General features: G+C 72.8%; 15 protein-coding genes. 4 read left to right on the top strand and 11 right to left on the bottom strand.

The genetic code is table 11. The features are described 5' to 3' along the window. Window positions 1-63 precede the first annotated feature (63 nt). Window positions 64-918, bottom strand: a complete 855-nt coding sequence (locus OG310_RS23310) for an ABC transporter permease (RefSeq protein ID WP_329457818.1) — start codon at window positions 916-918, stop codon at window positions 64-66. Continuing rightward, entirely contained in the window at window positions 915-3,767 is a 2,853-nt protein-coding gene (locus OG310_RS23305; RefSeq protein ID WP_329457817.1) for an alpha/beta fold hydrolase, read from the bottom strand. The genes OG310_RS23310 and OG310_RS23305 overlap by 4 nt, the downstream gene beginning before the upstream one ends. A gap of 169 nt (window positions 3,768-3,936) precedes the next feature. Here OG310_RS23305 and OG310_RS23300 point away from each other — a divergent pair, with 169 nt between their 5' ends. Further along, a complete protein-coding gene (locus tag OG310_RS23300; RefSeq protein ID WP_329457816.1) occupies window positions 3,937-4,476 on the top strand; it encodes a GNAT family N-acetyltransferase in 540 nt (179 codons plus the stop codon). A gap of 115 nt (window positions 4,477-4,591) precedes the next feature. On the opposite strand, the gene OG310_RS23295 is transcribed toward OG310_RS23300, so the two are convergent. From OG310_RS23295 to iolC, 7 genes are all read right to left on the bottom strand, one after another. Further along, window positions 4,592-5,671, bottom strand: a complete 1,080-nt coding sequence (locus OG310_RS23295) for an NAD(P)-dependent oxidoreductase (protein ID WP_329457815.1) — start codon at window positions 5,669-5,671, stop codon at window positions 4,592-4,594. Window positions 5,672-5,810: 139 nt separating this feature from the next. Beyond that, window positions 5,811-7,067 carry an arginine deiminase gene (locus tag OG310_RS23290; protein WP_329457814.1) on the bottom strand — a complete coding sequence of 419 codons (1,257 nt, stop codon included), beginning with the start codon at window positions 7,065-7,067 and terminating at the stop codon, window positions 5,811-5,813. 750 nt (window positions 7,068-7,817) lie between these two features. Next, on the bottom strand, window positions 7,818-9,320 hold the full coding sequence (locus OG310_RS23285; protein ID WP_329457813.1) for a CoA-acylating methylmalonate-semialdehyde dehydrogenase: 1,503 nt from the start codon (window positions 9,318-9,320) through the stop codon (window positions 7,818-7,820). A gap of 121 nt (window positions 9,321-9,441) precedes the next feature. Further along, a complete protein-coding gene (gene iolD / locus OG310_RS23280; RefSeq protein WP_329457812.1) occupies window positions 9,442-11,361 on the bottom strand; it encodes a 3D-(3,5/4)-trihydroxycyclohexane-1,2-dione acylhydrolase (decyclizing) in 1,920 nt (639 codons plus the stop codon). Beyond that, entirely contained in the window at window positions 11,361-12,452 is a 1,092-nt protein-coding gene (iolB, locus tag OG310_RS23275) for a 5-deoxy-glucuronate isomerase (protein WP_329457811.1), read from the bottom strand. The genes iolD and iolB overlap by 1 nt, the downstream gene beginning before the upstream one ends. 231 nt (window positions 12,453-12,683) lie before the next feature. Then, entirely contained in the window at window positions 12,684-13,580 is an 897-nt protein-coding gene (locus tag OG310_RS23270; RefSeq protein WP_329457810.1) for a Cgl0159 family (beta/alpha)8-fold protein, read from the bottom strand. Beyond that, window positions 13,577-14,614 (bottom strand): 5-dehydro-2-deoxygluconokinase, encoded by a 1,038-nt coding sequence (gene iolC / locus OG310_RS23265; RefSeq protein ID WP_329457809.1) that lies wholly within the window; start codon window positions 14,612-14,614, stop codon window positions 13,577-13,579. The genes OG310_RS23270 and iolC overlap by 4 nt, the downstream gene beginning before the upstream one ends. A gap of 187 nt (window positions 14,615-14,801) precedes the next feature. Here iolC and OG310_RS23260 point away from each other — a divergent pair, with 187 nt between their 5' ends. The 3 genes from OG310_RS23260 to OG310_RS23250 all read left to right on the top strand — a co-directional run bounded on the left by OG310_RS23260 (window position 14,802) and on the right by OG310_RS23250 (window position 16,791). Then, complete coding sequence (locus OG310_RS23260; protein WP_329457808.1) at window positions 14,802-15,746, top strand: sugar phosphate isomerase/epimerase family protein; 945 nt, start codon at window positions 14,802-14,804, stop codon at window positions 15,744-15,746. Between the two features lie 491 nt (window positions 15,747-16,237). Continuing rightward, window positions 16,238-16,435: a helix-turn-helix transcriptional regulator gene (locus OG310_RS23255; protein ID WP_329457807.1), complete on the top strand. Its 198-nt coding sequence runs from the start codon at window positions 16,238-16,240 to the stop codon at window positions 16,433-16,435. Between the two features lie 137 nt (window positions 16,436-16,572). After that, window positions 16,573-16,791 carry a heavy-metal-associated domain-containing protein gene (locus OG310_RS23250; RefSeq protein WP_329457806.1) on the top strand — a complete coding sequence of 73 codons (219 nt, stop codon included), beginning with the start codon at window positions 16,573-16,575 and terminating at the stop codon, window positions 16,789-16,791. A gap of 548 nt (window positions 16,792-17,339) precedes the next feature. Here the strand turns inward: OG310_RS23250 and OG310_RS23245 are convergent. Beyond that, on the bottom strand, window positions 17,340-18,653 hold the full coding sequence (locus OG310_RS23245) for a citrate synthase (RefSeq protein WP_329457805.1): 1,314 nt from the start codon (window positions 18,651-18,653) through the stop codon (window positions 17,340-17,342). 154 nt (window positions 18,654-18,807) lie between these two features. After that, window positions 18,808-21,066, bottom strand: a complete 2,259-nt coding sequence (gene recD2, locus OG310_RS23240; RefSeq protein WP_329457804.1) for an SF1B family DNA helicase RecD2 — start codon at window positions 21,064-21,066, stop codon at window positions 18,808-18,810. Window positions 21,067-21,104: the final 38 nt, after the last annotated feature.

Raw genomic sequence — 21,104 nt, 5'->3', positions numbered from 1 at the left:
GGTCCCACGCACCGTCCGGCGACGCGCACGGGGGATGGCTCGCCCGCGCACCCTCCCCGCGTCCTACGACACGATGTCCTTGCGGGCGAACCCCCGGAAGGCCAGCGCGAACAGCACCAGTGCGTACGCGACCGACACCGCGGACCCCTTGAGCATGCCCGACCACTCAAGCCCCGGCTGGAGGGCGTCGATCCAGGCGAACTGCCAGTGCGCGGGCAGGAACTGGCGCCAGTCGCCGAGTGCGGTCACCGCGTCGAGCACATTGCCGATGATCGTGAGACCCACTGCCCCGCCCACCGCGCCCAGCGGCGCGTCCGTCTTCGTGGAGAGCCAGAACGCCAGCCCGGCCGTCACGAGTTGGGACAGGAACACGAACGCGACCACCAGTGCGAGCCGGGGCAGCGCCTCGCTCGTGGACAGCGATCCGCCGGTGGGCAGCTCCAGGGGGCCCCAGCCGTAGGCCGCCGTGCCGACGGCGAGTGCCACGAGCGGCAGCAGCACGATCGCCGCCGCGCTCATCCACAGGGCGACGATCAGTTTGCTGACCAGCAGCCGGGCCCGGGGCACGGGAGCCGCGAGGAGATAGCGCAGCGACGACCAGCTCGCCTCCGACGCCACGGTGTCCCCGCAGAACAGGGCGACCGGGACGACCAGCAGGAATCCCGCCGACACGAACAGCGCCGTCGCCGCGAAGTTGGCGCCCGACCGGGTCGCCGTGTCCATCAGCGTGATCCGGCCGCTCGCCCCGCCCGGCGTGCCGCCGATGGCGAACGCCGCGACGAGGACGAATGGCAGCAGGCCGAGTACCAGCCCCATCGCGAGCGTCCGCCGCCGCTTCAACTGCCGTACGGACTCGACGCGGACGGGGAGGGTACGCCGGGCGCGGTACCCGGCCGCGGACTCGGTGAGCGCACTCATGCGGAACCTCCTGGGGCGACGGACTCGGGTACTTCGGTGACGGGTTCGGCGCCGGCGGCGCCGGCGGCGCCTCCGTCGGAGATGAGCGTGAGGAACGCGTCCTCCAGCCGCCGGTGGGGGCCGACGCCCGTCAGCCGTACGCCCCGTCGCAGCAGCTCGGCGAGGAGCGCGTTCGTCGTCGCACCGTCGAGTCGCACGAGCAGGCCGGTGTCCGTGCGCACCGCGGACGCGACCCCGGGCAGGGCCGCGACGTGGGCGACCACCGAGGCGGGCATCTCGTCCTCGGTTCCCACCAGGAGCGTGTCCCCGGCCCCGGTGAGCTCCGCCACGGGCCCCGCCTGGACCAGCCGGCCGCGGTGCATGACGACCAGGTGCGTGCAGGACTGCTCGACCTCGGACAGCAGATGGCTGGAGACGATGACCGTGCGCCCCGCGGCCGCGTACGTGATCATCACGTCCCGCATCTCACGGATCTGCGGCGGGTCGAGGCCGTTCGTCGGCTCGTCCAGGATCAGCAGATCCGGCAGTCCCAGCATGGCCTGGGCGATCGCGAGCCGCTGCCGCATGCCCTGCGAGTACGTGCGCACGGCGCGGGCCAGGGCGTCCCCGAGGCCCGCGATCTCCAGCGCCTCCTCGATGTGGGCGTCCGCGGCCGGGCGGCCGGTGGCGCGCCAGTACAGCTCCAGATTGGCCCGGCCCGTCAGGTGCGGCAGGAATCCCGCGCCCTCGACGAACGAGCCGACCCGCGACAGCACCGGCGCTCCCGGCCGCACCGCGTGCCCGAAGATCCGGATCTCGCCCGCGTCCGGGCCGATGAGTCCCATGAGCATGCGCAGCGTGGTGGTCTTGCCCGCTCCGTTGGGCCCGAGCAGGCCGAGCACCTGGCCCTTCTCCACCCGGAAGGACAGGTCGCGCACCGCGTACCGGTCGGCCGACCTCGCGTACCGCTTCGTCAGGCCCGTGATCAGGAGCGGGACCTCCGCGAGGGCCGGCTCGGGCGGCGGTGCGGCGGACCGGCGCCGCGCGGTGACCAGCAGCGCCGCGCCGACGGCCAGGCCCGCGAGCGGCAGGCCCCACACCCACCAGGGCAGTGCGGCGGATCCGGTCGCCAGGGCAGGGTCGGTGGGCACCGAGATCCCGCCGCCCGCGAGGGAGACCTGGTACACGGCCGGGGTCGCGGGCGACGCGTACCCGAGGTCCGTGGCCGCGAGGACGACCCTCAGCCGGTGCCCCGCCGCGACCTGGTGGTCGACGGCGGGCATCGTGACCTCGATCGTCCGGCCGCCGTGCGCGCCCTCGACACGCAGGGGGGTCACGAGCTGGGAGGGCAGCACCTGTTGGGCGCCGCCGGGACCCACGTCGTACACCTTGCCGAAGAGGACCGCCCGCCCGGTGGAGGAGGAGACCCGGACGCGCAGCGTCGGGGACCCGGTGATCCGCAGGGAACGGGCGAGCGGGGCGGAGAGGAACTGCGCGTACTGGCCGGGGAAGTCGAGGGACAGCCCGAGCCCGGCGGCGGCCAGCCCGCTCACGGCGCTCCCGGACCCGCTGTCGGAGCCCGACGAACCGCCTGCCCCCGAGTCCGAACCGCCCGAATCGGCGTCCGCGTCCGAGGAGCCGCCGCCGGAACCGCCGCCCGCCCCCGACGCGAACGCGCCGAGTCCGCCGAGCCCCGGCACGGCGGAGATGGCGGGCGGACTGCCGCCCGCCGGGTTCGCGAACGTCTGCGGTCCGCCGGCCAGTGCCACCCGCGTCGGGTCGCCCTCAAGACCCGGATAGCGGTCGGCTTCGGCACCCCGCAGTTGCGTCGCGCCGTCCGTGGCGTCGATCCCGCCCGTGCGGCTGACCCGGAACGCCGGGCCGGTGGACGCGCCCTTGTCACCCTTCAGGTAGTGGTCGAACCAGCCGGCGACCCGTCCCTGCACCCGGTCGGTCTCCTGGTCGCCACCGTCGTGGCCGCCCGCCGTCCAGTCGACCGCCACCGGGGCGCCGTTGTGCCCGATCGCCTTCGCCATCGCGTCGGCCTGGCCGAGCGGGAAGAGCGAGTCCGTCTGCCCCTGCACGATCAGCGACGGCACGTCGATGCGGTCGGCGACGGCCGAGGGGCTGCGCTTCTCCAGCAGCGCCCGGTCCGCCGCGGTCGGGGTGCCGGAGACGGCGACCCGGTCGTACAGCTCGCACAGGCTCGTCTCGAAGCGGCCGCAACCGCCGCCCGTGGAGAAGAAGATCCCCGCCCACAGCTTCTTGAAGACCCCGTCCGGCATGAGCGCGTCCGCGAGGTTCCAGTACGTGATCTCGGGCGCGATCGCGTCGACCCGCTTGTCATACCCGGCGGCGAGCAGCGAGACGGCTCCGCCGTAGGAGGCGCCCGTGACACCGACGCGCGGATCGCCCGGCCCGTCGAGCCGGACCTGCGGCTGCCGGGCCAGCCAGTCGATCATCCGGGAGACGTCCTTCACCTCGTACGCCGGGTCGTTGAGCCCGATCCTGCCCGTCGACCTGCCGAAGCCGCGTGACGACCACGTCAGCACCGCGTACCCGTCGCGGGCGAGGGTCTCCGCCTCACCCCGCACGTCGTCCTTGCTGCCGCCGAACCCGTGCGCCAGCAGCACGGCGGGCCGCCGCCCGCCCGCGCCGCCGCCCGGGCCGGTGTCGGCGACGAAGTACGACGTGTCGATCCGCGCCCCCGGCATGTCCATGAACCGGTCCGTGCGGTGCACAGCGGGCGCACCGCCGCCCGACGCGGCGACTGCCGTCCAGGTCCCGGCGCCGACGAGCACGACGAGCACAGCCAGCACCGCGGTCCAGCGCGCGTGCGGCCGGGGCGGCCACGGGATGCGGATCTCCATGCCCGAACTCTAAGCGCCACCACTGACAGTGACGACGGGTCATGCCCTGAGCCCACCGGCCGCCCGGACCCGGGGAGCCGTCCAGGGCGCCGCCTCCCCGCGGCAGGTCTCGTTCCGGGGGAGCCTGGCTCCTGTCCCGTACGCGTTCCGGCACACAGAGAGGTGTCCCTTGCCGACCGGTCTCTCCCTCCGCACGGCGACGAACGTCGCCCAGCTCATCGCCGCGGAGTACCTGTTCGACAACACCGTCCGTGACGCCTGGGCCCGCCGCTTCCTCGCCGCCGAGGGGCACGTGATGCTCCTCGCGTACCTGGACCGGGTGGGCGAGGGCACCCCGGTGGGCTTTGTGACCGGCATCGAGATGATCCACCCGGACAAAGGCGTCGAAATGGCGCTCTACGAGCTGGAGGTCGCCGAGCCGTACCGTCGCGCGGGAATCGGCCGCGCCCTCACAGCGGCGCTGGCCGCCGTCGCCCGCGAGCGCGGCTGCTACGGCATGTGGGTGGGCACGGACACCGGCAACGCGGCCGCCCTCGCGACGTACCTCTCGGCGGGCGCGCGCGACGAAGGCCCCTCGGCGATCCTCGCCTGGACCTTCGAGGACACCAAGGACACCGAGGACACCGAGGACACCGAGGACACCGAGGACACGGTCCACCACGACCGCGACCCGCACGGGAACCGGCACGGCGGGGACGCGGCGCGTTGAGCCGCCCCCGCCGTCCTGAGGCGGCTGGGATCCGGGGCAGCGCGGCCCGCAGGACCGGTCAGCACACAGCCGGTCAGCTGCTCAGCCGGTCAGCCGCACACGCCGGGGACACGGGTCAGTCGGTCACGACAGGCACGCCGTCCGGGCGCCCGGCCAGCAGCGCCGCGATGTGATCCGCGCAGCGGAGCGCGGCCGTGGCCATGGCGTCTCGTGTCATGCCCGCGACGTGCGGGGTCAGCAGCGCGTTCGGCAGGCCGAAGAGGGGCGAGGCGAATGCCGCGTGCTCGTGCGCGAAGGTGTCGACGGCCGCCGCCGCGAGCGGGTGGGCCGGGTCGGCCAGCGCGTCGGCCAGCGCCCGCTCGTCCACGATCCCGCCCCGCGCGGTGTTCAGCAGGATCGATCCGGGCCGCATCAGGGCCAGTTCCCCGGCGCCGATCAGGTTCCTGGTCGCCCGCGTGAGCGGAACGTGCAGCGAGACCACGTCACTCGCGGCCAGCAGGTCCGCGAGCGACCCTGGCCGGGCCACCGGCACCCCCGCGCCCGTGGTCGCGGTCCCGCCCCGCTGGAGGGCCAGGACCGCCAGGCCCAGCGCGCCCGCCCGCTCGGCCAGGGCCCGGCCGGTCCTGCCCAGTCCGACGATCCCCAGGGTCAGTTCCGCGAGCCCCCGCACCGAGGAGCCGGGCGAGCCCCAAGAGCCGCTGTGCGAGCTCTCATTGAGCGCGACGAGCCCTCGGGTCAGGGCAAGCAGCTGGGCCAGTGCGAACTCCGCGACGGCGCTCGCGTTGGATCCCGGGGTGTGGGTGACGGTGACGCTGTGCCGGGCCGCCGCGGCCGTGTCGACGTGGTCGGTGCCCGCCCCTGCCCGGCCGATCACCCGGAGCGGCCGGGGCAGCGCGGACCCGGTGGCGGCCCTGAGGAACGCGGCGCTCAGGGGCACCCCGGCGCGCGACTTGACGGCGTGGTGGCCGGCGCCACCGCCCACGGTCGCCGCGATCAGCGCCGGCTCGTCGAACGGGTCGAAGTCGGTGAACGCCACCCGGCCGTCCCAGGCCGCGCGGGCCGCTGCCGGGTCGGCAACCCGCGCCAGGTTCAGCGTGACGGCCAGGCCGTGGCCGAGGAACCGCTCCAACTCCCGGTCCAGCAGTTCGCCCGGAGCCGCGTCCAGGAGCAGCACCCGGCGACGCGTCACCTCCACGCGGACCCCCGCTCGTACCGGCCGTGCCTTCTCCCGGACGGACGCACCCTACCGGGAGCCGGGGGGCGAGGGGCGAGGGGTTGAACCGCGGCCCCCGGCACCGGCGAAGCCCCGCACGCCGTGCCCGGGCCGGCCGCGGTCAGTAGGAGACGGGGTCGCGGATCAGCGGACAGGTCATGCAGTGGCCGCCACCGCGCCCCCGGCCGAGTTCGGCGCCGACGATGGTGACCACCTCGACCCCGGCTTTCCGCAGGAGGGCGTTCGTCTGCGTGTTGCGGTCGTAGGTGAAGACGACGCCGGGCTCCACGGCCACGGCGTTGTTGCCGCTGTCCCACTGCTGGCGCTCGGAGGCGTACACGCCGCCGCCGGTCTCCACGACCCGTAGTTCCCGCAGGCCCAGGGCCCTGGCGACGACGCTCACGAACGGTGTCGTCCCCTCGTCGGTGATGTCGAGACCGGACGCGCGATCGCTCGGGCGCAGCGAGAAGGTGTGGACGCTGTCCATGATCTTCGGGTACAGGCTGACGATGTCGCGGTCGGCGAAGGTGAAGACGGTGTCCAGGTGCATGGCGGAGCGCAGCCTCGGCATGCCCGCGACGACGACGTGTTCGGCCGCGCCGGCCTGGAACAGGGCCGCCGCCACCTGGGTGAGGGCCTGACGCGAGGTGCGCTCGCTCATGCCCATCAGGACCACGCCGTTGCCGACGGGCATGACGTCGCCACCCTCGAACGTCGCCTGCCCCCAGTCGGCTTCGGGGTCGCCCCACCACACCGTGGAGCCCGCGAAGTCGGGATGGAAGCGGTAGACGGCTGCCATGAGCAGCGTCTCGTCGTGCCGCGCGGGCCAGAAAAGGGGGTTGAGGGTCACACCGCCGTACAGCCAGCACGTGGTGTCGCGCGTGTAGAGGGTGTTGGGCAGCGGCGGCATCAGGTATTCGCGGCCGCCCGTCGACTCCCGTACGAGCGCGGCGAAGGGCGTCCGGTACGGGTCGGGCAGGTCCGCCGCGGCCAGCCCGCCGATCAGGAACTCGGCGAGGGTGCGCGGCTCCAGCGACTCCAGGTACGCGCGGGTGCCGTCCACGAGGCCGAGCCCCACCTCGTTGGGCACGATCTTCCGGTCGAGGAGCCAGGACCTGGCCTCAGGCAGGGCCATGGTCCGGGCGAGCACGTCATGCAGTTCGACCACGTCGATGCCCCGGGCGCGCAGCTTGGACACGAAGTCGGCGTGGTCGCGCTGGGCATTCTCCACCCACATCACGTCGTCGAAGAGGAGGTCTTCCGCATTGGTCGGGGTGAGCCTGCGGTGGGCGAGGCCGGGCTCACAGACAAGGACCTTGCGCAGCCGCCCGACCTCGGAGTGCACGCCGAGCGCGGGGGACGAGGTGGGGTGCGTCATGGGAGCGGGGGCCCTTTCGTACGAGGAGACCGAAGCGGGACGGGACGGTGGAGGCGGGGCCCCGGTGCGGCGTCCCCAGGGCTCCCGGGGCGGGGCCGATGGAGGGTGAGGGGTGAGGCCAGCCGAGGCTACCGAAGAAACGACCCGGTTTGCCGCAGGAAGAACCGCTTTGCGCGTCGGTGACACCACGGGCGGACGGGCACGGCGGGCCCGGCGTCACGGCGTCACGGCGGACGTACTCCCCGATCAGGTGGACCACGATTCGGCGCGGCCCCGCCGCTGTCCCCGGCCCGCCGCTGTTCCCGTCCCCCGTCCCGTCCGCTGTCCGCAGTCCGCGTCGCCCCTCCCGGGCCGGGGCAGCGCGGCCACGACCCGGGCCGGTTCCGGGCCGGCCGGCCGGCAGGCACGTGACACAGGTCGCCGGGAGGACGCTCAACGGGCCTGTCGGAGCGGCGGGTTCGGTGGGGCGGCGGGTTCGCCGGGGCGGCGGGTTCGCCGGGGCGGCGGGTTCGCCGGGGCGGCGGGTTCGCCGGGGGCGGCGCCGGGGTGCGGGGGCCAGCCGCCGGTGATCCGCCGGATCGATCCGCCCATCCGCCAGGCCCGGCGCCGGCGTCACGGCCGCGACCGGCCCGCGGGCCCCGCGGACAACGACAACGGCGACGGCATCGGACCGGGACCGGGACCGGGGGGACGGCCCCGGTCCCGCGCCGCGGTGGCCCGGGAGCGTGTGGGCCACCGCGCGGGCACTGCCTAGTGGCGCTCGCTCGGGAAGCCCAGGTCGACACCCGCCGGGGTCTCGGACGGGTCCGGCCAGCGCGTCGTGACGACCTTGCCGCGCGTGTAGAAGTGGACGCCGTCGTTGCCGTAGACGTGGTGGTCCCCGAACAGCGAGTCCTTCCAGCCGCCGAACGAGTGGTAGCCCACCGGCACCGGAATCGGCACATTCACGCCGACCATGCCTGCCTCCACCTCCAGTTGGAAGCGGCGGGCCGCGCCGCCGTCCCTCGTGAAGATGGCGGTGCCGTTGCCGTACGGGGACGCGTTGATGAGCGCGATGGCCTCCTCGTACGTCTGTGTCCGCAGCACGCACAGCACCGGTCCGAAGATCTCGTCGCGGTACGCGTCGGAGTCCGTGGACACCTTGTCGAGCAGCGACAGGCCGATCCAGTGGCCGTTCTCGAAGCCGTCGACCGTGTGGCCGGTACCGTCCAGGACCACGTCCGCGCCCTGCGCGGCGGCACCGCTCACATAGCCCGCGACCTTGTCCCGGTGGGCCCTCGTGATCAGCGGGCCCATCTCCGAGGCGGGGTCGTTGCCGGGGCCGATGATGATGTTCTTCGCCCGTTCGACGATCTTCGAGACCAGCTCGTCGGCGGCCGGACCGACCGTCACGACCGCCGAGATGGCCATGCACCGCTCGCCCGCCGAGCCGTACGCCGCCGACACGGCCGCGTCCGCCGCCGCGTCGAGGTCCGCGTCGGGCAGCACCAGCATGTGGTTCTTCGCCCCGCCCAGGGCCTGAACGCGCTTGCCGGCGGCCGTCGCCGTGGCGTGGATGTACCGCGCGATCGGTGTGGAGCCGACGAACGAGACGGCCGCCACGTCCGGGTGTCCGAGCAGACCGTCGACCGCGACCTTGTCCCCGTGCAGGACGTTCAGCACACCGTCCGGCAGGCCTGCCTCGGCCGCCAGCTCGGCGAGCAGGACCGACGCCGAGGGGTCCTTCTCGCTCGGCTTCAGTACGAAGGTGTTCCCGCAGGCGATCGCCACCGGGAACATCCACATCGGCACCATCGCCGGGAAGTTGAACGGCGTGATGCCCGCGACGACCCCGAGCGGCTGCCGGATCGACGACACGTCCACCCGGCTGGAGACCTGGGTCGACAGCTCGCCCTTGAGGGCGGTCGTGATCCCGCACGCCAGCTCGACGATCTCCAGTCCGCGCGCGACCTCGCCGAGCGCGTCGGAGTGGACCTTGCCGTGTTCCGCCGTGATCAGCGCGGCGATGTCGTCACGGCGCGCGTCGAGCAGGGCGCGGTAGCGGAAGAGGACCGCCGTGCGCTGGGCGAGGGAGGACGTGCCCCAGGTCGCGTACGCGGCGCTGGCGGAGGCGACGGCCGCGTCCACGTCCTCGGCGGACGCGAAGGCGACCCGCGTGGTGACCTCGCCGGTCGCCGGGTCGGTGACGTCGCCGTACCGGGCGGAGGGCCCCTCGGCGGCCTTGCCACCGATCCAGTGGTTCACGGTCTTCATCGGCGGGATCTCCTTCAGGGATCGCGGCTCACGGATCGTGGCTCACTTCAAGCGGCCCCGGACGCGGCCACCGGCTGCGGGCCGGCGGTTCGCGCACCACGGCCCAGGGACCGGTGCGCGCTCACAGGTGGCGGCGGCGGGCGGCCCGGTTCCTGTCGTACACCTCGCGCGCCTCGACGGCGGCCGGACGGCCCGCCGTCTCGGCGACAGGTACATCCCACCACGCCTGCGCGGGCGGGACGGCGGACACAGTGTCGGGCGTTTCGGTCTCCACATAGACACATGTGGGGGCGTCGGCTGCCCGCGCGAGCGCGAGCGCTTCCCGCAGGTCACGTACCGTCTTCGCGCGCAGCACCCGCATTCCGAGCGCTGCCGCGTTCGCGGCGAGGTCGACCGGCAGCGGATCGCCCGTGTACGTCCCGGCCCGGCGGTCGGACCCGCCCGCGGCGGCGCCGGCCGCCCCGCCCGTACGGAAGCGGTACGCGGTGCCGTAGCCCTCCGAGCCGACGGACTCCGACAGGCCGCCGATCGAGGCGTACCCGTGGTTTTGGAGGATGACCAGTTTCAGCGGCAGCCTCTCCTGCACCGCCGTGACGATCTCGGTGGGGTTCATCAGGTACGTCCCGTCGCCGACGAGTGCCCACACCGGGCGCCGGGGCTCCGCCATCAGCACGCCGATCGCCGCCGGGATCTCGTACCCCATGCAGGAGTAGCCGTACTCGACGTGGTATTGGTCCCGCGCCCGGGCCCGCCACAGTTTGTGCAGGTCACCGGGGAGGGATCCGGCCGCGTTGATGATGATGTCGTCGGCCGTCACCAGCGCGTCGAGCGCTCCGACCACCTGCCCCTGCGTGGGCCGCGCCAGCGCGTCGGGGGCGGCGAAGGCGGCGGTGACGCGCGCCTCCCAGTGTTCCTTCGCCTCCCCGTACGCCGCCTCGTACGCGGGCTCGACCCGGTGGCCGGCGAGCTGCGCCGTGAGCCCTTCGAGGGCGGTGCGCGCGTCGCCGACCAGCGGGTGCGCGGCGAGCTTGTGCGCGTCGAAGCCCGTCACGTTCAGATTGAGGAAGCGGACGTCCGGGTTCGCGAACAGCGTCGCCGACGCCGTCGAGAAGTCCGACCACCGGGTGCCGACACCGATCACCAGGTCGGCGGCGCGGGCGAGTTCGTCGGCCGTCGCCGTGCCGGTGTGGCCGATGCCGCCGACATCACGGGGATGGTCGTGGGCGAGCGATCCCTTGCCCGCCTGAGTGGACGCGACGGGGATGCCGGTTCTCTCCGCGAACACGGCGAGCGCCTCCTCGGCGCGGCTGTGGTGCACCCCACCGCCCGCCACGAGCAGCGGCCTGCGCGCGGAGCGTACGAGGCCCACGGCGTCGGCGAGTTCGTGCCGGTCCGGCGCCTGACGGCGTACCCGCCACACCCGCTGCGCGAAGAACTCCGCGGGCCAGTCGTACGCCTCGACCTGCACGTCCTGGGGCAGCGCGAGCGTCACGGCACCCGTCTCGGCCGGGTCGGTGAGGACCCGCATCGCGGCGAGCGCGGCGGGGACGAGCGCCTCGGGCCGGACGATGCGGTCGAAGTACGCGGAGACCGGGCGCAGCGCGTCGTTGACGGACACGTCACCGGACGCCCGTACTTCGAGCTGCTGCAGCACCGGGTCGGCGGGCCGGGTGGCGAACGTGTCGCCCGGCAGCAGCAGCACCGGCAGCCGGTTGACGGTCGCGAGCGCCGCGCCGGTGACGAGGTTGGTGGCACCGGGACCGATGGACGTGGTGACCGCCTGCGCGGAGAGCCGGCCGCTCTGCCGGGCGTAGCCGACGGCGGCGTGCACCATGGCCTGTTCGCTGCGCCCCTGGACGTAACGCATGGCGCCGTCGGCCTCGACGAGCGCCTGTCCCACGCCCGCGACGTTGCCGTGGCCGAAGATCCCCCACACGGCGTCGATCAGGCGGTGGCGTTCGCCGTCCCGCTCGGTGTACTGGCGGCTCAGAAAAGTGATCAGTGCCTGGGCGACGGTGAGCCGGCGCGTTGCGGTGCCCATCAGGAATTCCCTCGGACCGGGCCGCCGCCGTCCACGGCGGGGCGGGTGGCGGCGGGGCCGTCGGCGTCCGTGGCGGCGGTGCCCGCCGTACGGGGCGCGTCCGCACCGCGGAACGGCAGGCGCGGGTCCGTCGCCTGTCCCGGCCAGGTGTCCCTGACCCAGCGGTGCTCGGGATGATCGCTGATCAGCCACTCGCGGGCCCCGGGCCCCGCCATGACGTTCAGGTAGTACAGGGCGCGGCCGGGCGCCGCGATGGACGGGCCGTGCCAGCCGTCGGGGATGAGGACGGCGTCACCGCCGCGCACCTCGGCGAGGACGTCGCTGCCGCCGGGCCGGGACGGGGAGACCCGGTGGTAGCCGACGGCGTCGTCCGCGCCGCCGCCGTCCGCGCCGATCTCGCAGGTGTCCCGGCCATCGGTCCCCCCGCGCCCGCCGATCTCGAAGTAGTAGATCTCCTCCAGCACCGACTCGGCGCCCGGCCGGTGCTCGTCGTGCTTGTGCGGCGGGTACGACGACCAGTTCCCGCCCGGTGTCAGCACCTCCACCGCGATGAGCCGGTCGCACGGGAAGACGTCGGCAGCCGCGAAGTTGTTGACCTGGCGCGAGCACATGCCCGCGCCGCGCAACTCCACGGGAACCTCCGGCGCGGGGCCGTAGCGAGCGGGGAGTCGTCGCTCGCACTTCGCTCCTGCCAAAGCGAACCGGCCCCCCGCACCGGAGGCGATCTGGGCGTGGCCGTCACGCGGGAGATAGGCGAAGTCGGTGACATCGCCGAACACCCCGTCGCGGCCGTGGAGTTCGAAGGTCCGACCCTCCGTGCGCACCGTACAGCCGCCGGTGAGCGGCAGCACGATCCACTCGCTGTCGCCGGTGTCGAGGACGTGGCTGCCGCCGGGCGGCAGGTCGAGGACGCGCAGCGAGCAGTACGTCCACCCGGCGCGCTCCGGCCCGATGTCGAGCGCGTAGGGGCCCGCGGCGGCCTCACCCGCCCGGACATGGAGGCCGCGGCCGTCGGATGCCGGCGCCCCGGGGCCGCGCGAGCCCCGGGTGGGGTCCTGGGCGGGGGCATCCCGCCGTGCTCGTGTCGCCATACGTCTCTCCCTACCCCGCTCCGCCGTCTGCCGGACCCCGAGGCGGCTTCCCGCCGCCCGCTGTTCCCGGCCCCGTCATCAGCCGTTCCGCTCGCCCGCTGTTCCCGGCGCCGTGCTCAGCCGTTCCGCTCGCCCGCCACTTCCCGCCACTTCCCGCCGGCCGTCCGCTGCCCGTGCCGTCGGCCGCGCGGCGTGCGGGCCCCCCGGGGCCCGGCCGTGCCCGCAGCCCCGTCACAGCAGCCCCACGGCCGTGTCCACCGCCGTGATGACGTCGCCGTCCGCCGGGTACAGCAGCGACCGGCCGACGACGAGCCCCTGCACCGTCGGCAGCCGCAGGGCACCGCGCCACTTCTCGTACGTACCCTCCTGGTCGTCCCCGATCTCACCACCGAGCAGCACGGCCGGCAGCGTGGAGGTCTCCATGACCCGTGCCATGTCGTCGGGGTCCTCGGTGACGGGCAGCTTGAGCCAGGTGTACGCGGAGGTCCCGGCGAGCCCGGACGCTATCGCGATGGACCGGATGACGGCCGAGGCGCTCAGGTCGGTGCGGAGCCGGCCGTCCGTGCCCCTGCCGCAGAGGAACGGCTCCACGAACACCGGCAGCCGGCGCGCCGCCATCGCGTCCACGGCGCGCGCGGCGGACAGCAGCGTCTCGACGGAACCGGTGCCCGTGTCGGCGTAGTCGACGCGCAGGAGCAGCTTGCCCGCGTCGAAGCCGGCGGCTGCCAGGTCCTCGGCGCGGTACCCGGTGAAGCGGTCGTCCAGTTCGAAGGAGGCGCCCGCGAGACCGCCGCGGTTCATGGAGCCGACGGCGACCTTGTCCTCCAGGGCACCCAGCAGGAGCAGGTCCTCCAGGATGTCGGCGGTCCCCAGTACGCCGTCCACCCCGGGCCGGGACAGCGCGGTGCACAGCCGCGTCAGCAGATCGGCGCGGTTGGCCATGGCGAGCGGGTCGCCGCCGACACCGAGCGCGCCGCGCGCGGGATGGTCGGCCGCGATGATCATGAGCCGTCCGGACGCGCCGACCAACGGCCTGCGTGAGCGGCGGGCCGCTGCCTCGGCGACGGCCTCGGGGCGGTGCGCCCGCAGCCGCGCGAGGGCCGCGACATCGACCCGCTCGGCGCTCACCGACGGCCTCCGCTCGCTGCGGGCCCCTGGGCTCCCGGCCCGTCCTCGGACCTCGCGGGCCCGAGTCCGGGCTCCCGTTCCGGCGGGACCGGCCCGCCCGCCGCCACCTGCTCGACCTCCCGGGCGTACGGCATCGCCGACGAGCAGGCGAGCCGCGACGCTACGACGGCGCCCGCCGCGTTCGCGTACCGCATGGTGCGCTCCAGCGGCCAGCCGGCGAGCAGTCCCCGGCAGAGCGCCCCGCCGAACGCGTCGCCCGCGCCCAGGCCGTTGACCACGTCGACGGGGACCGGCGCCACCTCGGCCGTCGTACCGTCGCGGTGGACGGCCAGGACGCCCTTGGGGCCCTGTTTGACTACGGCCAGCTCCGGACCCGCCGCCAGCAGCGCGCGGGCCGCCGCGTGCGGTTCACGCTCGCCGACCGCCGTCTCGCACTCGTCCAGGTTGCCCACCGCGACCGTCGCCTGCGCGAGAGCCGCCGCGTACGCCGCACGCGGGTCCTCGTCCCAGAACATCGGCCGCCAGTCGAGGTCGAAGACCGTGACGCCGCCTCGCGCGCGGGCCCTGAGCGCCGCCAGGGTCGCGCTCCGGCTGGGCTCGGCGCACAGACCCGTGCCCGTCATCCAGAAGATGCGGGCGGCCCGGATCGCGTCGAGATCGAGCTCATGGGGGTGGATCACCAGGTCGGGCGCCTTGGGCCGGCGATAGAAGTACAGCGGGAAGTCGTCGGGCGGGAAGAGCTCGCAGAAAGTGATCGGCGTCTGGTACTCCTCGACCGGTGCGACCCACCGGTCGTCGACCCCGAACTCCCGCAGCTGCCGGTGCAGATAGGCGCCGAACGGGTCCGCGCCGGTACGGGTGACGACGGCGGTGCGCAGCCCGAGCCTCGCCCCCGCGACGGCGACGTTCGCCGCCGAGCCGCCGAGGAAGCGGGCGAAGCTGTCCACGTCCGCCAGGGACACCCCGGTCCGCAGCGGATACAGGTCCACCCCGATCCGGCCCATCGTGATCACGTCGTACGGCCCGGAGTCCATGGGTCTTGTCCCTCCGCCTCTCTCGGACCTGCCTCGCGCCCGCGCCTCACCCGCGGCGCAGCACGCCGACCCTCCTCGCGGAGGTCGGCACCTGTCTACTGCGCCGCGTGAAGACCTGTCAACGCTATGTCCTGACATTCGGACGTTGTCTTGACACCGCTTCCGGACGGCCGGAAAGCTGGCCGCCATGGCCTTCTCAGCGCCCTCGTCTCCGTCGTCGCCATCGCCGTCGCCGTCGTCGTCACCGCGCATCCGGGTCGGTTCGGCCCCCGACTCGTGGGGGGTGTGGTTCCCCGACGACCCCCGGCAGGTTCCCTGGGAGCGCTTCCTCGACGAGGTCGCGGAGGCCGGTTACGAGTGGATCGAACTCGGACCGTACGGCTATCTGCCCAGCGATCCCGGCCGCCTGATGGACGAGACGGCGCGGCGCGGCCTGCGGGTGTCGGCGGGCACCGTCTTCACGGGGCTGCACCACGGCCCGGCCGTGTGGGACGCGACCTGGGAGCATGTGGCCGCCATCGCCGAGCTGACCCGGGCGACCGGAGCGGAGCACCTGGTCGTCATCCCCGCGTTCTGGCGGGACGACAAGACGGGCGAGGTACGGGAGGACCGCACCCTGACGGCGGCGCAGTGGCGCGACCTGACGTCCCTGACGGAGCGTCTGGGCCGCGAGGTGCGGGAGCGCTACGGCCTGCGGATCGTCGTCCACCCGCACGCGGACACCCACATCGACACCGCGCGCAACGTGACGCGTTTCCTGGACGCCACGGACCCGGCCGCCGTGTCGCTCTGCCTCGACACCGGGCACTACGCCTACTGCGGCGGCGACAGTGTCGAGCTGATCGAGACGTACGGCGAGCGCATCGGCTACCTGCACCTGAAGCAGGTGGACCCGCGCGTACTGGCGGACGTGATGGCGCGGGAGCTGCCCTTCGGGCCGGCCGTGGCGCGCGGGGTCATGTGCGAACCGCCGACCGGAGTGCCCGCGCTGGAGCCGGTGCTCGCGGCGGCGGGCAGGCTCGGGGTGGATCTCTTCGCGATCGTCGAGCAGGACATGTACCCGTGCGAGCCGGACCGCCCGCTGCCGATCGCGCGCCGCACGCGCCGCTTCCTGCGCGGCTGCGGGGTCTGAGCGCCGGCGCCGCCGGCCGCCCTTTTCTCCTCCACCCCGACTCCGCCTCCTCCCCTCTCCCCTCGCCCGGGCGGGGCCTTCCCGGTGTCCCCGCCGCCTCGGGCCGACGCCCTCGCGCCCTCGTGCCGCAGCCGTGCCGTCGCGCGCCGTTCTGGCGCTTCACCGTCGCCCCTGTGCGTCTCCCCTTGTCCCTCGGCGCCGTCAGCCCACGCCGGACCGCTTCACTACAACGACTGCCTTTTTGTCGCAAGAGTTGACGTCCGTCGTATTCCACCGCACAGAACCGTTTCTGTCAAAAAAGTTGACTATTGGTCACGGATATCTCGGTTACGCGGGTTTCGGGCAACAGGCGGGCGACAGGCATCGACACCCCGTCACGCTCCGTACGTGAATGGGCACAGGCTCGGTGATCAGCCGGCCGATCGCGCCGCAGACCCCCCGTCGGCCGTCAGGACCGGCGCTGCGATGCGCACAGGAAGGCGCGGACCCATATGACCGACACCAGGCTCTGGTCCTACAAGGAGATCGCCGCACACATCCGCGTCCAACCGGACACCGTCCGCTCGTACCGCAAGCACGGACTGCTCCCGCCGCCCGACCACGTCGAGAACGGCAAGCCCTACTGGTTCGCGGACACGATCCGCGCCTGGGTCACGAGCCGTCCCGGCAACCGGGGCCGTCGCACCTGAGCGGCCCGAGCCCGCGGCGGCCGCCTCACCCACGCCGGCCCCGCGGCCTCATGAGGGCACCCCGCCACCGGCTCGCCCATACCCCCTAGGGGTACGATGGACGGCGTTGTGCCACCCCGTTCGTCAAGGAGGACGCCATGAGCAACGTCACCACCGTGTACCAGGTCACGGGCATGAGCTGCGGCCACTGCGAGGGCGCCGTGGCCGGTGAGATCTCCGGCATCGACGGCGTCGTCTCCGTCCAGGCGACGGCCGACACCGGCACGGTGACGGTGACCTCCCAGAACCCCCTGGACGAGACGGCCGTGCGCGCCGCCGTGGACGAGGCCGGATACGAGCTCGCCGGACAGGCCTGACGCGGAGCGAGGCCCGCTCCGATGGGCCCACGGGCCTCTCGGAGTGGGCCTCGGAGTCTTCCGCGACGACCCCGCCGCCGCTCCCACCAGGGCACCTGACCAGGTCTTTGCCGTTGCGTGTCCTTCACATGGGGCACGAGTCCTTCACATGGAGACCTAGATCACATAGATTTATGGGTAACCATCAGAGCAGCTCGTGTGTCATAGAGGACGATGCCAGAGAACGTCTTGGGGGACGTTCGCGAGATGTCTTGGGGGACATCTCGGGCAAGCGATTGGCCGGGGCACGTGCACCGGGGAGCTTGAGCGGCCCTCCCGTACGTACCCCGGTCGAACCGCACCACGTGACCGCAGGTGGTTACGGCATACGCCCGGCCCGGATCCCGTGGGGGGAATCCGCTCCGGGGATATGGAAAGCGCCCCGCCTACCGACCCGTGGGGGGATCGGTGGCGGGGCGCTTTTCGCTTCTCCCGTACCGCCGCCCGGTATCGGGGCGGCGCGCCCGGACCGCGAGACCCTCAGGGCCTCACGGTCGGCGGGCGTCCGGTCAGCGAGCCTCGACCGGCACGAAGTCGCGCTCGACCTGGCCCGTGTAGATCTGGCGCGGACGGCCGATGCGGGATCCGGGCTCCTTGATCATCTCGGTCCACTGGGCGATCCAGCCGGGCAGCCGGCCGATCGCGAACAGCACCGTGAACATCTCGGTCGGGAAGCCCATCGCGCGGTAGATCAGGCCCGTGTAGAAGTCCACGTTCGGGTAGAGCTTGCGCTCGACGAAGTAGTCGTCGGCGAGCGCGTGCTCCTCCAGCTTGAGCGCGATGTCGAGCAGCTCGTCGGACTTGCCGAGCGCCGAGAGGACGTCGTGCGCGGCCGACTTGATGATCTTCGCCCGGGGGTCGAAGTTCTTGTAGACCCGGTGGCCGAAGCCCATCAGCTTGACGCCGTCTTCTTTGTTCTTCACCTTGCGGATGAAGGTGTCGACGTCGCTGCCGGCGGCCTGGATGCCTTCCAGCATCTCCAGCACGGAGGCGTTGGCGCCGCCGTGCAGGGGACCCCACAGGGCGTTGATGCCGGCGGAGATCGAGGCGAACATGTTCGCCTGCGAGGAGCCCACCAGACGCACGGTGGACGTGGAGCAGTTCTGCTCGTGGTCCGCGTGCAGGATGAACAGCTTGTCCAGCGCGGAGACGACGACCGGGTCGAGGTCGTACTCCTGGGCCGGGACGGAGAAGGTCATCCGCAGGAAGTTCTCGACGTACCCGAGGTCGTTGCGCGGGTAGACGAACGGGTGACCGACCGACTTCTTGTAGGCGTACGCGGCGATCGTCGGCAGCTTGGCGAGCAGCCGGATCGTCGAGAGGTTGCGCTGACGCTCGTCGAACGGGTTGTGGCTGTCCTGGTAGAACGTCGACAGCGCGCTGACCACGGAGGACAGCATCGCCATCGGGTGGGCGTCCTTGGGGAAGCCGTCATAGAACCGCTTGACGTCCTCGTGGAGCAGGGTGTGCCGGGTGATCTCGCTCTTGAACGTGGCGAGCTGGTCCACGGTCGGCAGCTCACCGTTGATCAGCAGGTAGGCCACCTCGACGAAGCTGGACCTCTCGGCCAGCTGCTCGATGGGATAGCCGCGGTACCGCAGGATGCCCTGCTCGCCGTCCAGATAGGTGATCGCGGACTGGTATGCGGCGGTATTGCCGTAGCCGCTGTCCAGGGTCACGAGACCGGTCTGGTTGCGGAGCTTGCCGATGTCGAAGCCCTTGTCACCGACGGAGCTGTCGATCACCGGGTAGGTGTATTCGCCATCGCCGTACCGCAGTACTACCGCGTCGTTGTCGCGTTTCTCGCTCACGTCATCCCTCACCGACGTAGTGCCTCTTCTTCGAGGTGCCCTGATGTCTCTACCATCCCCCATTTGGCGCAGGAAGGTGCACTCGGGGTCGACCATTGGGCTTATTGGCGGCACTCAGTGCCGCCAACTTGCTCATCCTGCCCCCTTCGCCCTGGTTCTGGAAGTCCTACGTGATGTTTCCTACCCCGACGGCCCGAGCGCCGAGTCGGTGATCGAGCGCCGTGAACCTGCGGCCGGCCGACACGGACCGTACGGCCTGGGCCAACGCCTGTGGGGAGCCCACGAGGACGACCAGCCTCTTCGCGCGCGTGATCGCCGTATAGAGGAGATTGCGCTGGAGCATCATCCAGGCGCTCCTGGTGACGGGGACGACCACGGCCGGGTACTCGCTGCCCTGCGAGCGGTGGATCGTGACGGCGTACGCGTGGGACAGCTCGTCCAGCTCGTCGAAGTCGTACGGCACCTCCTCGTCCTCGTCGGTCACCACGGTCAGCCGCTGGTCCTCCTGGCTGATGGCCGTGACCACGCCGACCGTGCCGTTGAAGACTCCGTTCTCCCCCTTCTCGTAGTTGTTCCTGATCTGGGTGACCTTGTCGCCCACCCGGAAGACCCGGCCGCCGATCCGCTTCTCCGGCAGGTCGGGGCGCGCCGGGGTGATGGCCTGCTGAAGCAGGCCGTTGAGCACGCCGGCGCCGGCCGGCCCGCGGTGCATGGGCGCCAGCACCTGGACGTCCCGGCGCGGGTCGAGCCCGAACTTCTCGGGGATCCGGCGCGCCGCCACATCCACCGTGAGGCGCCCGGCGTCCTCCGTCTCCTCCGCGACGAAGAGGAAGAAGTCGCTGAGGCCGCGGGTCAGGGGCGGGACGCCCTCGTTGATCCGGTGGGCGTTGGTGACCACCCCCGACTTCTGGGCCTGCCGGAAGATCCGCGTGAGCCGGACGCGGGGCACAGGACCGTCCTGCGCAAGGAGGTCGCGCAGGACCTCGCCCGCGCCCACGGAAGGTAGTTGGTCCACGTCCCCGACGAGGAGCAGGTGGGCGCCCGGCGGGACGGCCTTGACCAGTTTGTTCGCCAGCAGGAGGTCCAGCATCGACGCCTCGTCCACCACGACCAGGTCGGCGTCGAGCGGGCGGTCCGCGTCGTACGCCGCGTCGCCGCCCGGCTTGAGCTCCAGCAGCCGGTGCACGGTGGAGGCCTCCGCGCCGGTCAGCTCGGCGAGCCGCTTCGCCGCGCGCCCGGTCGGTGCGGCGAGCACCACCGTGGCCTTCTTCGCCCGTGCCAGCTCGACGATCGAGCGGACCGTGAAGGACTTGCCGCAGCCGGGGCCGCCGGTCAGCACGGCGACCTTCTCGGTCAGCGCGAGCCGCACCGCCTGCTCCTGCTCGGGCGCCAGCGAGGCTCCCGTACGCCCGGCGAGCCACTGCAGGGCCCTGTCCCACGCGACGTCCCGGAAGGCGGGCATCCGGTCCTCCTCCGCGCGCAGCAGGCGGCGCAGCCGGCCCGCGAGGGACAGCTCGGCGCGGTGGAAGGGGACGAGGTACACCGCCGTGATCTCGTCCCCGTCAGGCCCCGGCACCCGCTCCCGCACGACCCCCTCGTCGTCGGCGGCGAGTTCGGCGAGACACTCGATGACCAGGCCCGTGTCGACCTGCAGGAGCTTGACCCCGTCGGCGATCAGCTGGTCCTCGGGCAGGAAGCAGTGCCCCTGGTCGGTGGACTGCGACAGCGCGTACTGCAGACCGGCCTTGACGCGCTCGGGGCTGTCGTGCGGGATGCCCACGGACTGGGCGATCCTGTCCGCGGTGAGGAAGCCGATGCCCCACACGTCGGCCGCGAGCCGGTACGGCTCGTGCCGGACGACGGAGATCGACGCGTCCCCGTACTTCTTGTAGATGCGGACGGCGATCGAGGTGGAGACGCCGACGCCCTGGAGGAAGACCATGACCTCCTTGATGGCCTTCTGCTCCTCCCAGGCGGCCGTGATCTTCCCGGTCCGCTTGGGGCCGAGCCCCGGCACCTCGATCAGCCGGCCGGGCTCCTGCTCGATGATGTCCAGGGTGTCGAGCCCGAAGTGGGTGACGATGCGGTCGGCGAAGACGGGCCCGATGCCCTTGACGAGACCCGATCCCAGGTAGCGGCGGATGCCCTGGATCGTCGCGGGCAGGGTGACCCGGTAGTTGTCGACCGTGAACTGCTTGCCGTACTGCGGGTGGGAGCCCCAGTGGCCCTCCATGCGCAGCGACTCGCCCGGCTGTGCGCCGAGCAGCGCCCCGACGACCGTCAGCAGGTCGCCCCCGCGTCCGGTGTCGACGCGCGCGACCGTGTATCCGCTCTCCTCGTTGGCGTACGTGATCCGTTCGAGGACGGCTTCGAGTACGGCGAGGGAGCGGGATCCCGGGGCCTGCGCAGGCGTGCGGCTGGACATGCCCCGACGGTATCCCCCGCGGGCGGCACCCGGCCCGG

It is taken from the genome of Streptomyces sp. NBC_01497 (genome assembly GCF_036250695.1).
In the GTDB taxonomy this organism is placed as follows: Bacteria; Actinomycetota; Actinomycetes; order Streptomycetales; family Streptomycetaceae; genus Streptomyces.
This window is presented reverse-complemented; position numbering and strand designations above follow the sequence as displayed.

Coding starts and splice junctions, on each gene's coding strand:
- recD2 (WP_329457804.1), bottom strand. CDS start 21,066: ATGTCCAGCCGCACGCCTGCGCAGGCCCCGGGATCCCGCTCCCTCGCC.
- OG310_RS23285 (WP_329457813.1), bottom strand. CDS start 9,320: ATGAAGACCGTGAACCACTGGATCGGTGGCAAGGCCGCCGAGGGGCCC.
- iolB (WP_329457811.1), bottom strand. CDS start 12,452: ATGGCGACACGAGCACGGCGGGATGCCCCCGCCCAGGACCCCACCCGG.
- OG310_RS23260 (WP_329457808.1), top strand. CDS start 14,802: ATGGCCTTCTCAGCGCCCTCGTCTCCGTCGTCGCCATCGCCGTCGCCG.
- iolC (WP_329457809.1), bottom strand. CDS start 14,614: ATGGACTCCGGGCCGTACGACGTGATCACGATGGGCCGGATCGGGGTG.
- OG310_RS23250 (WP_329457806.1), top strand. CDS start 16,573: ATGAGCAACGTCACCACCGTGTACCAGGTCACGGGCATGAGCTGCGGC.
- OG310_RS23305 (WP_329457817.1), bottom strand. CDS start 3,767: ATGGAGATCCGCATCCCGTGGCCGCCCCGGCCGCACGCGCGCTGGACC.
- iolD (WP_329457812.1), bottom strand. CDS start 11,361: ATGGGCACCGCAACGCGCCGGCTCACCGTCGCCCAGGCACTGATCACT.
- OG310_RS23255 (WP_329457807.1), top strand. CDS start 16,238: ATGACCGACACCAGGCTCTGGTCCTACAAGGAGATCGCCGCACACATC.
- OG310_RS23310 (WP_329457818.1), bottom strand. CDS start 918: ATGAGTGCGCTCACCGAGTCCGCGGCCGGGTACCGCGCCCGGCGTACC.
- OG310_RS23290 (WP_329457814.1), bottom strand. CDS start 7,067: ATGACGCACCCCACCTCGTCCCCCGCGCTCGGCGTGCACTCCGAGGTC.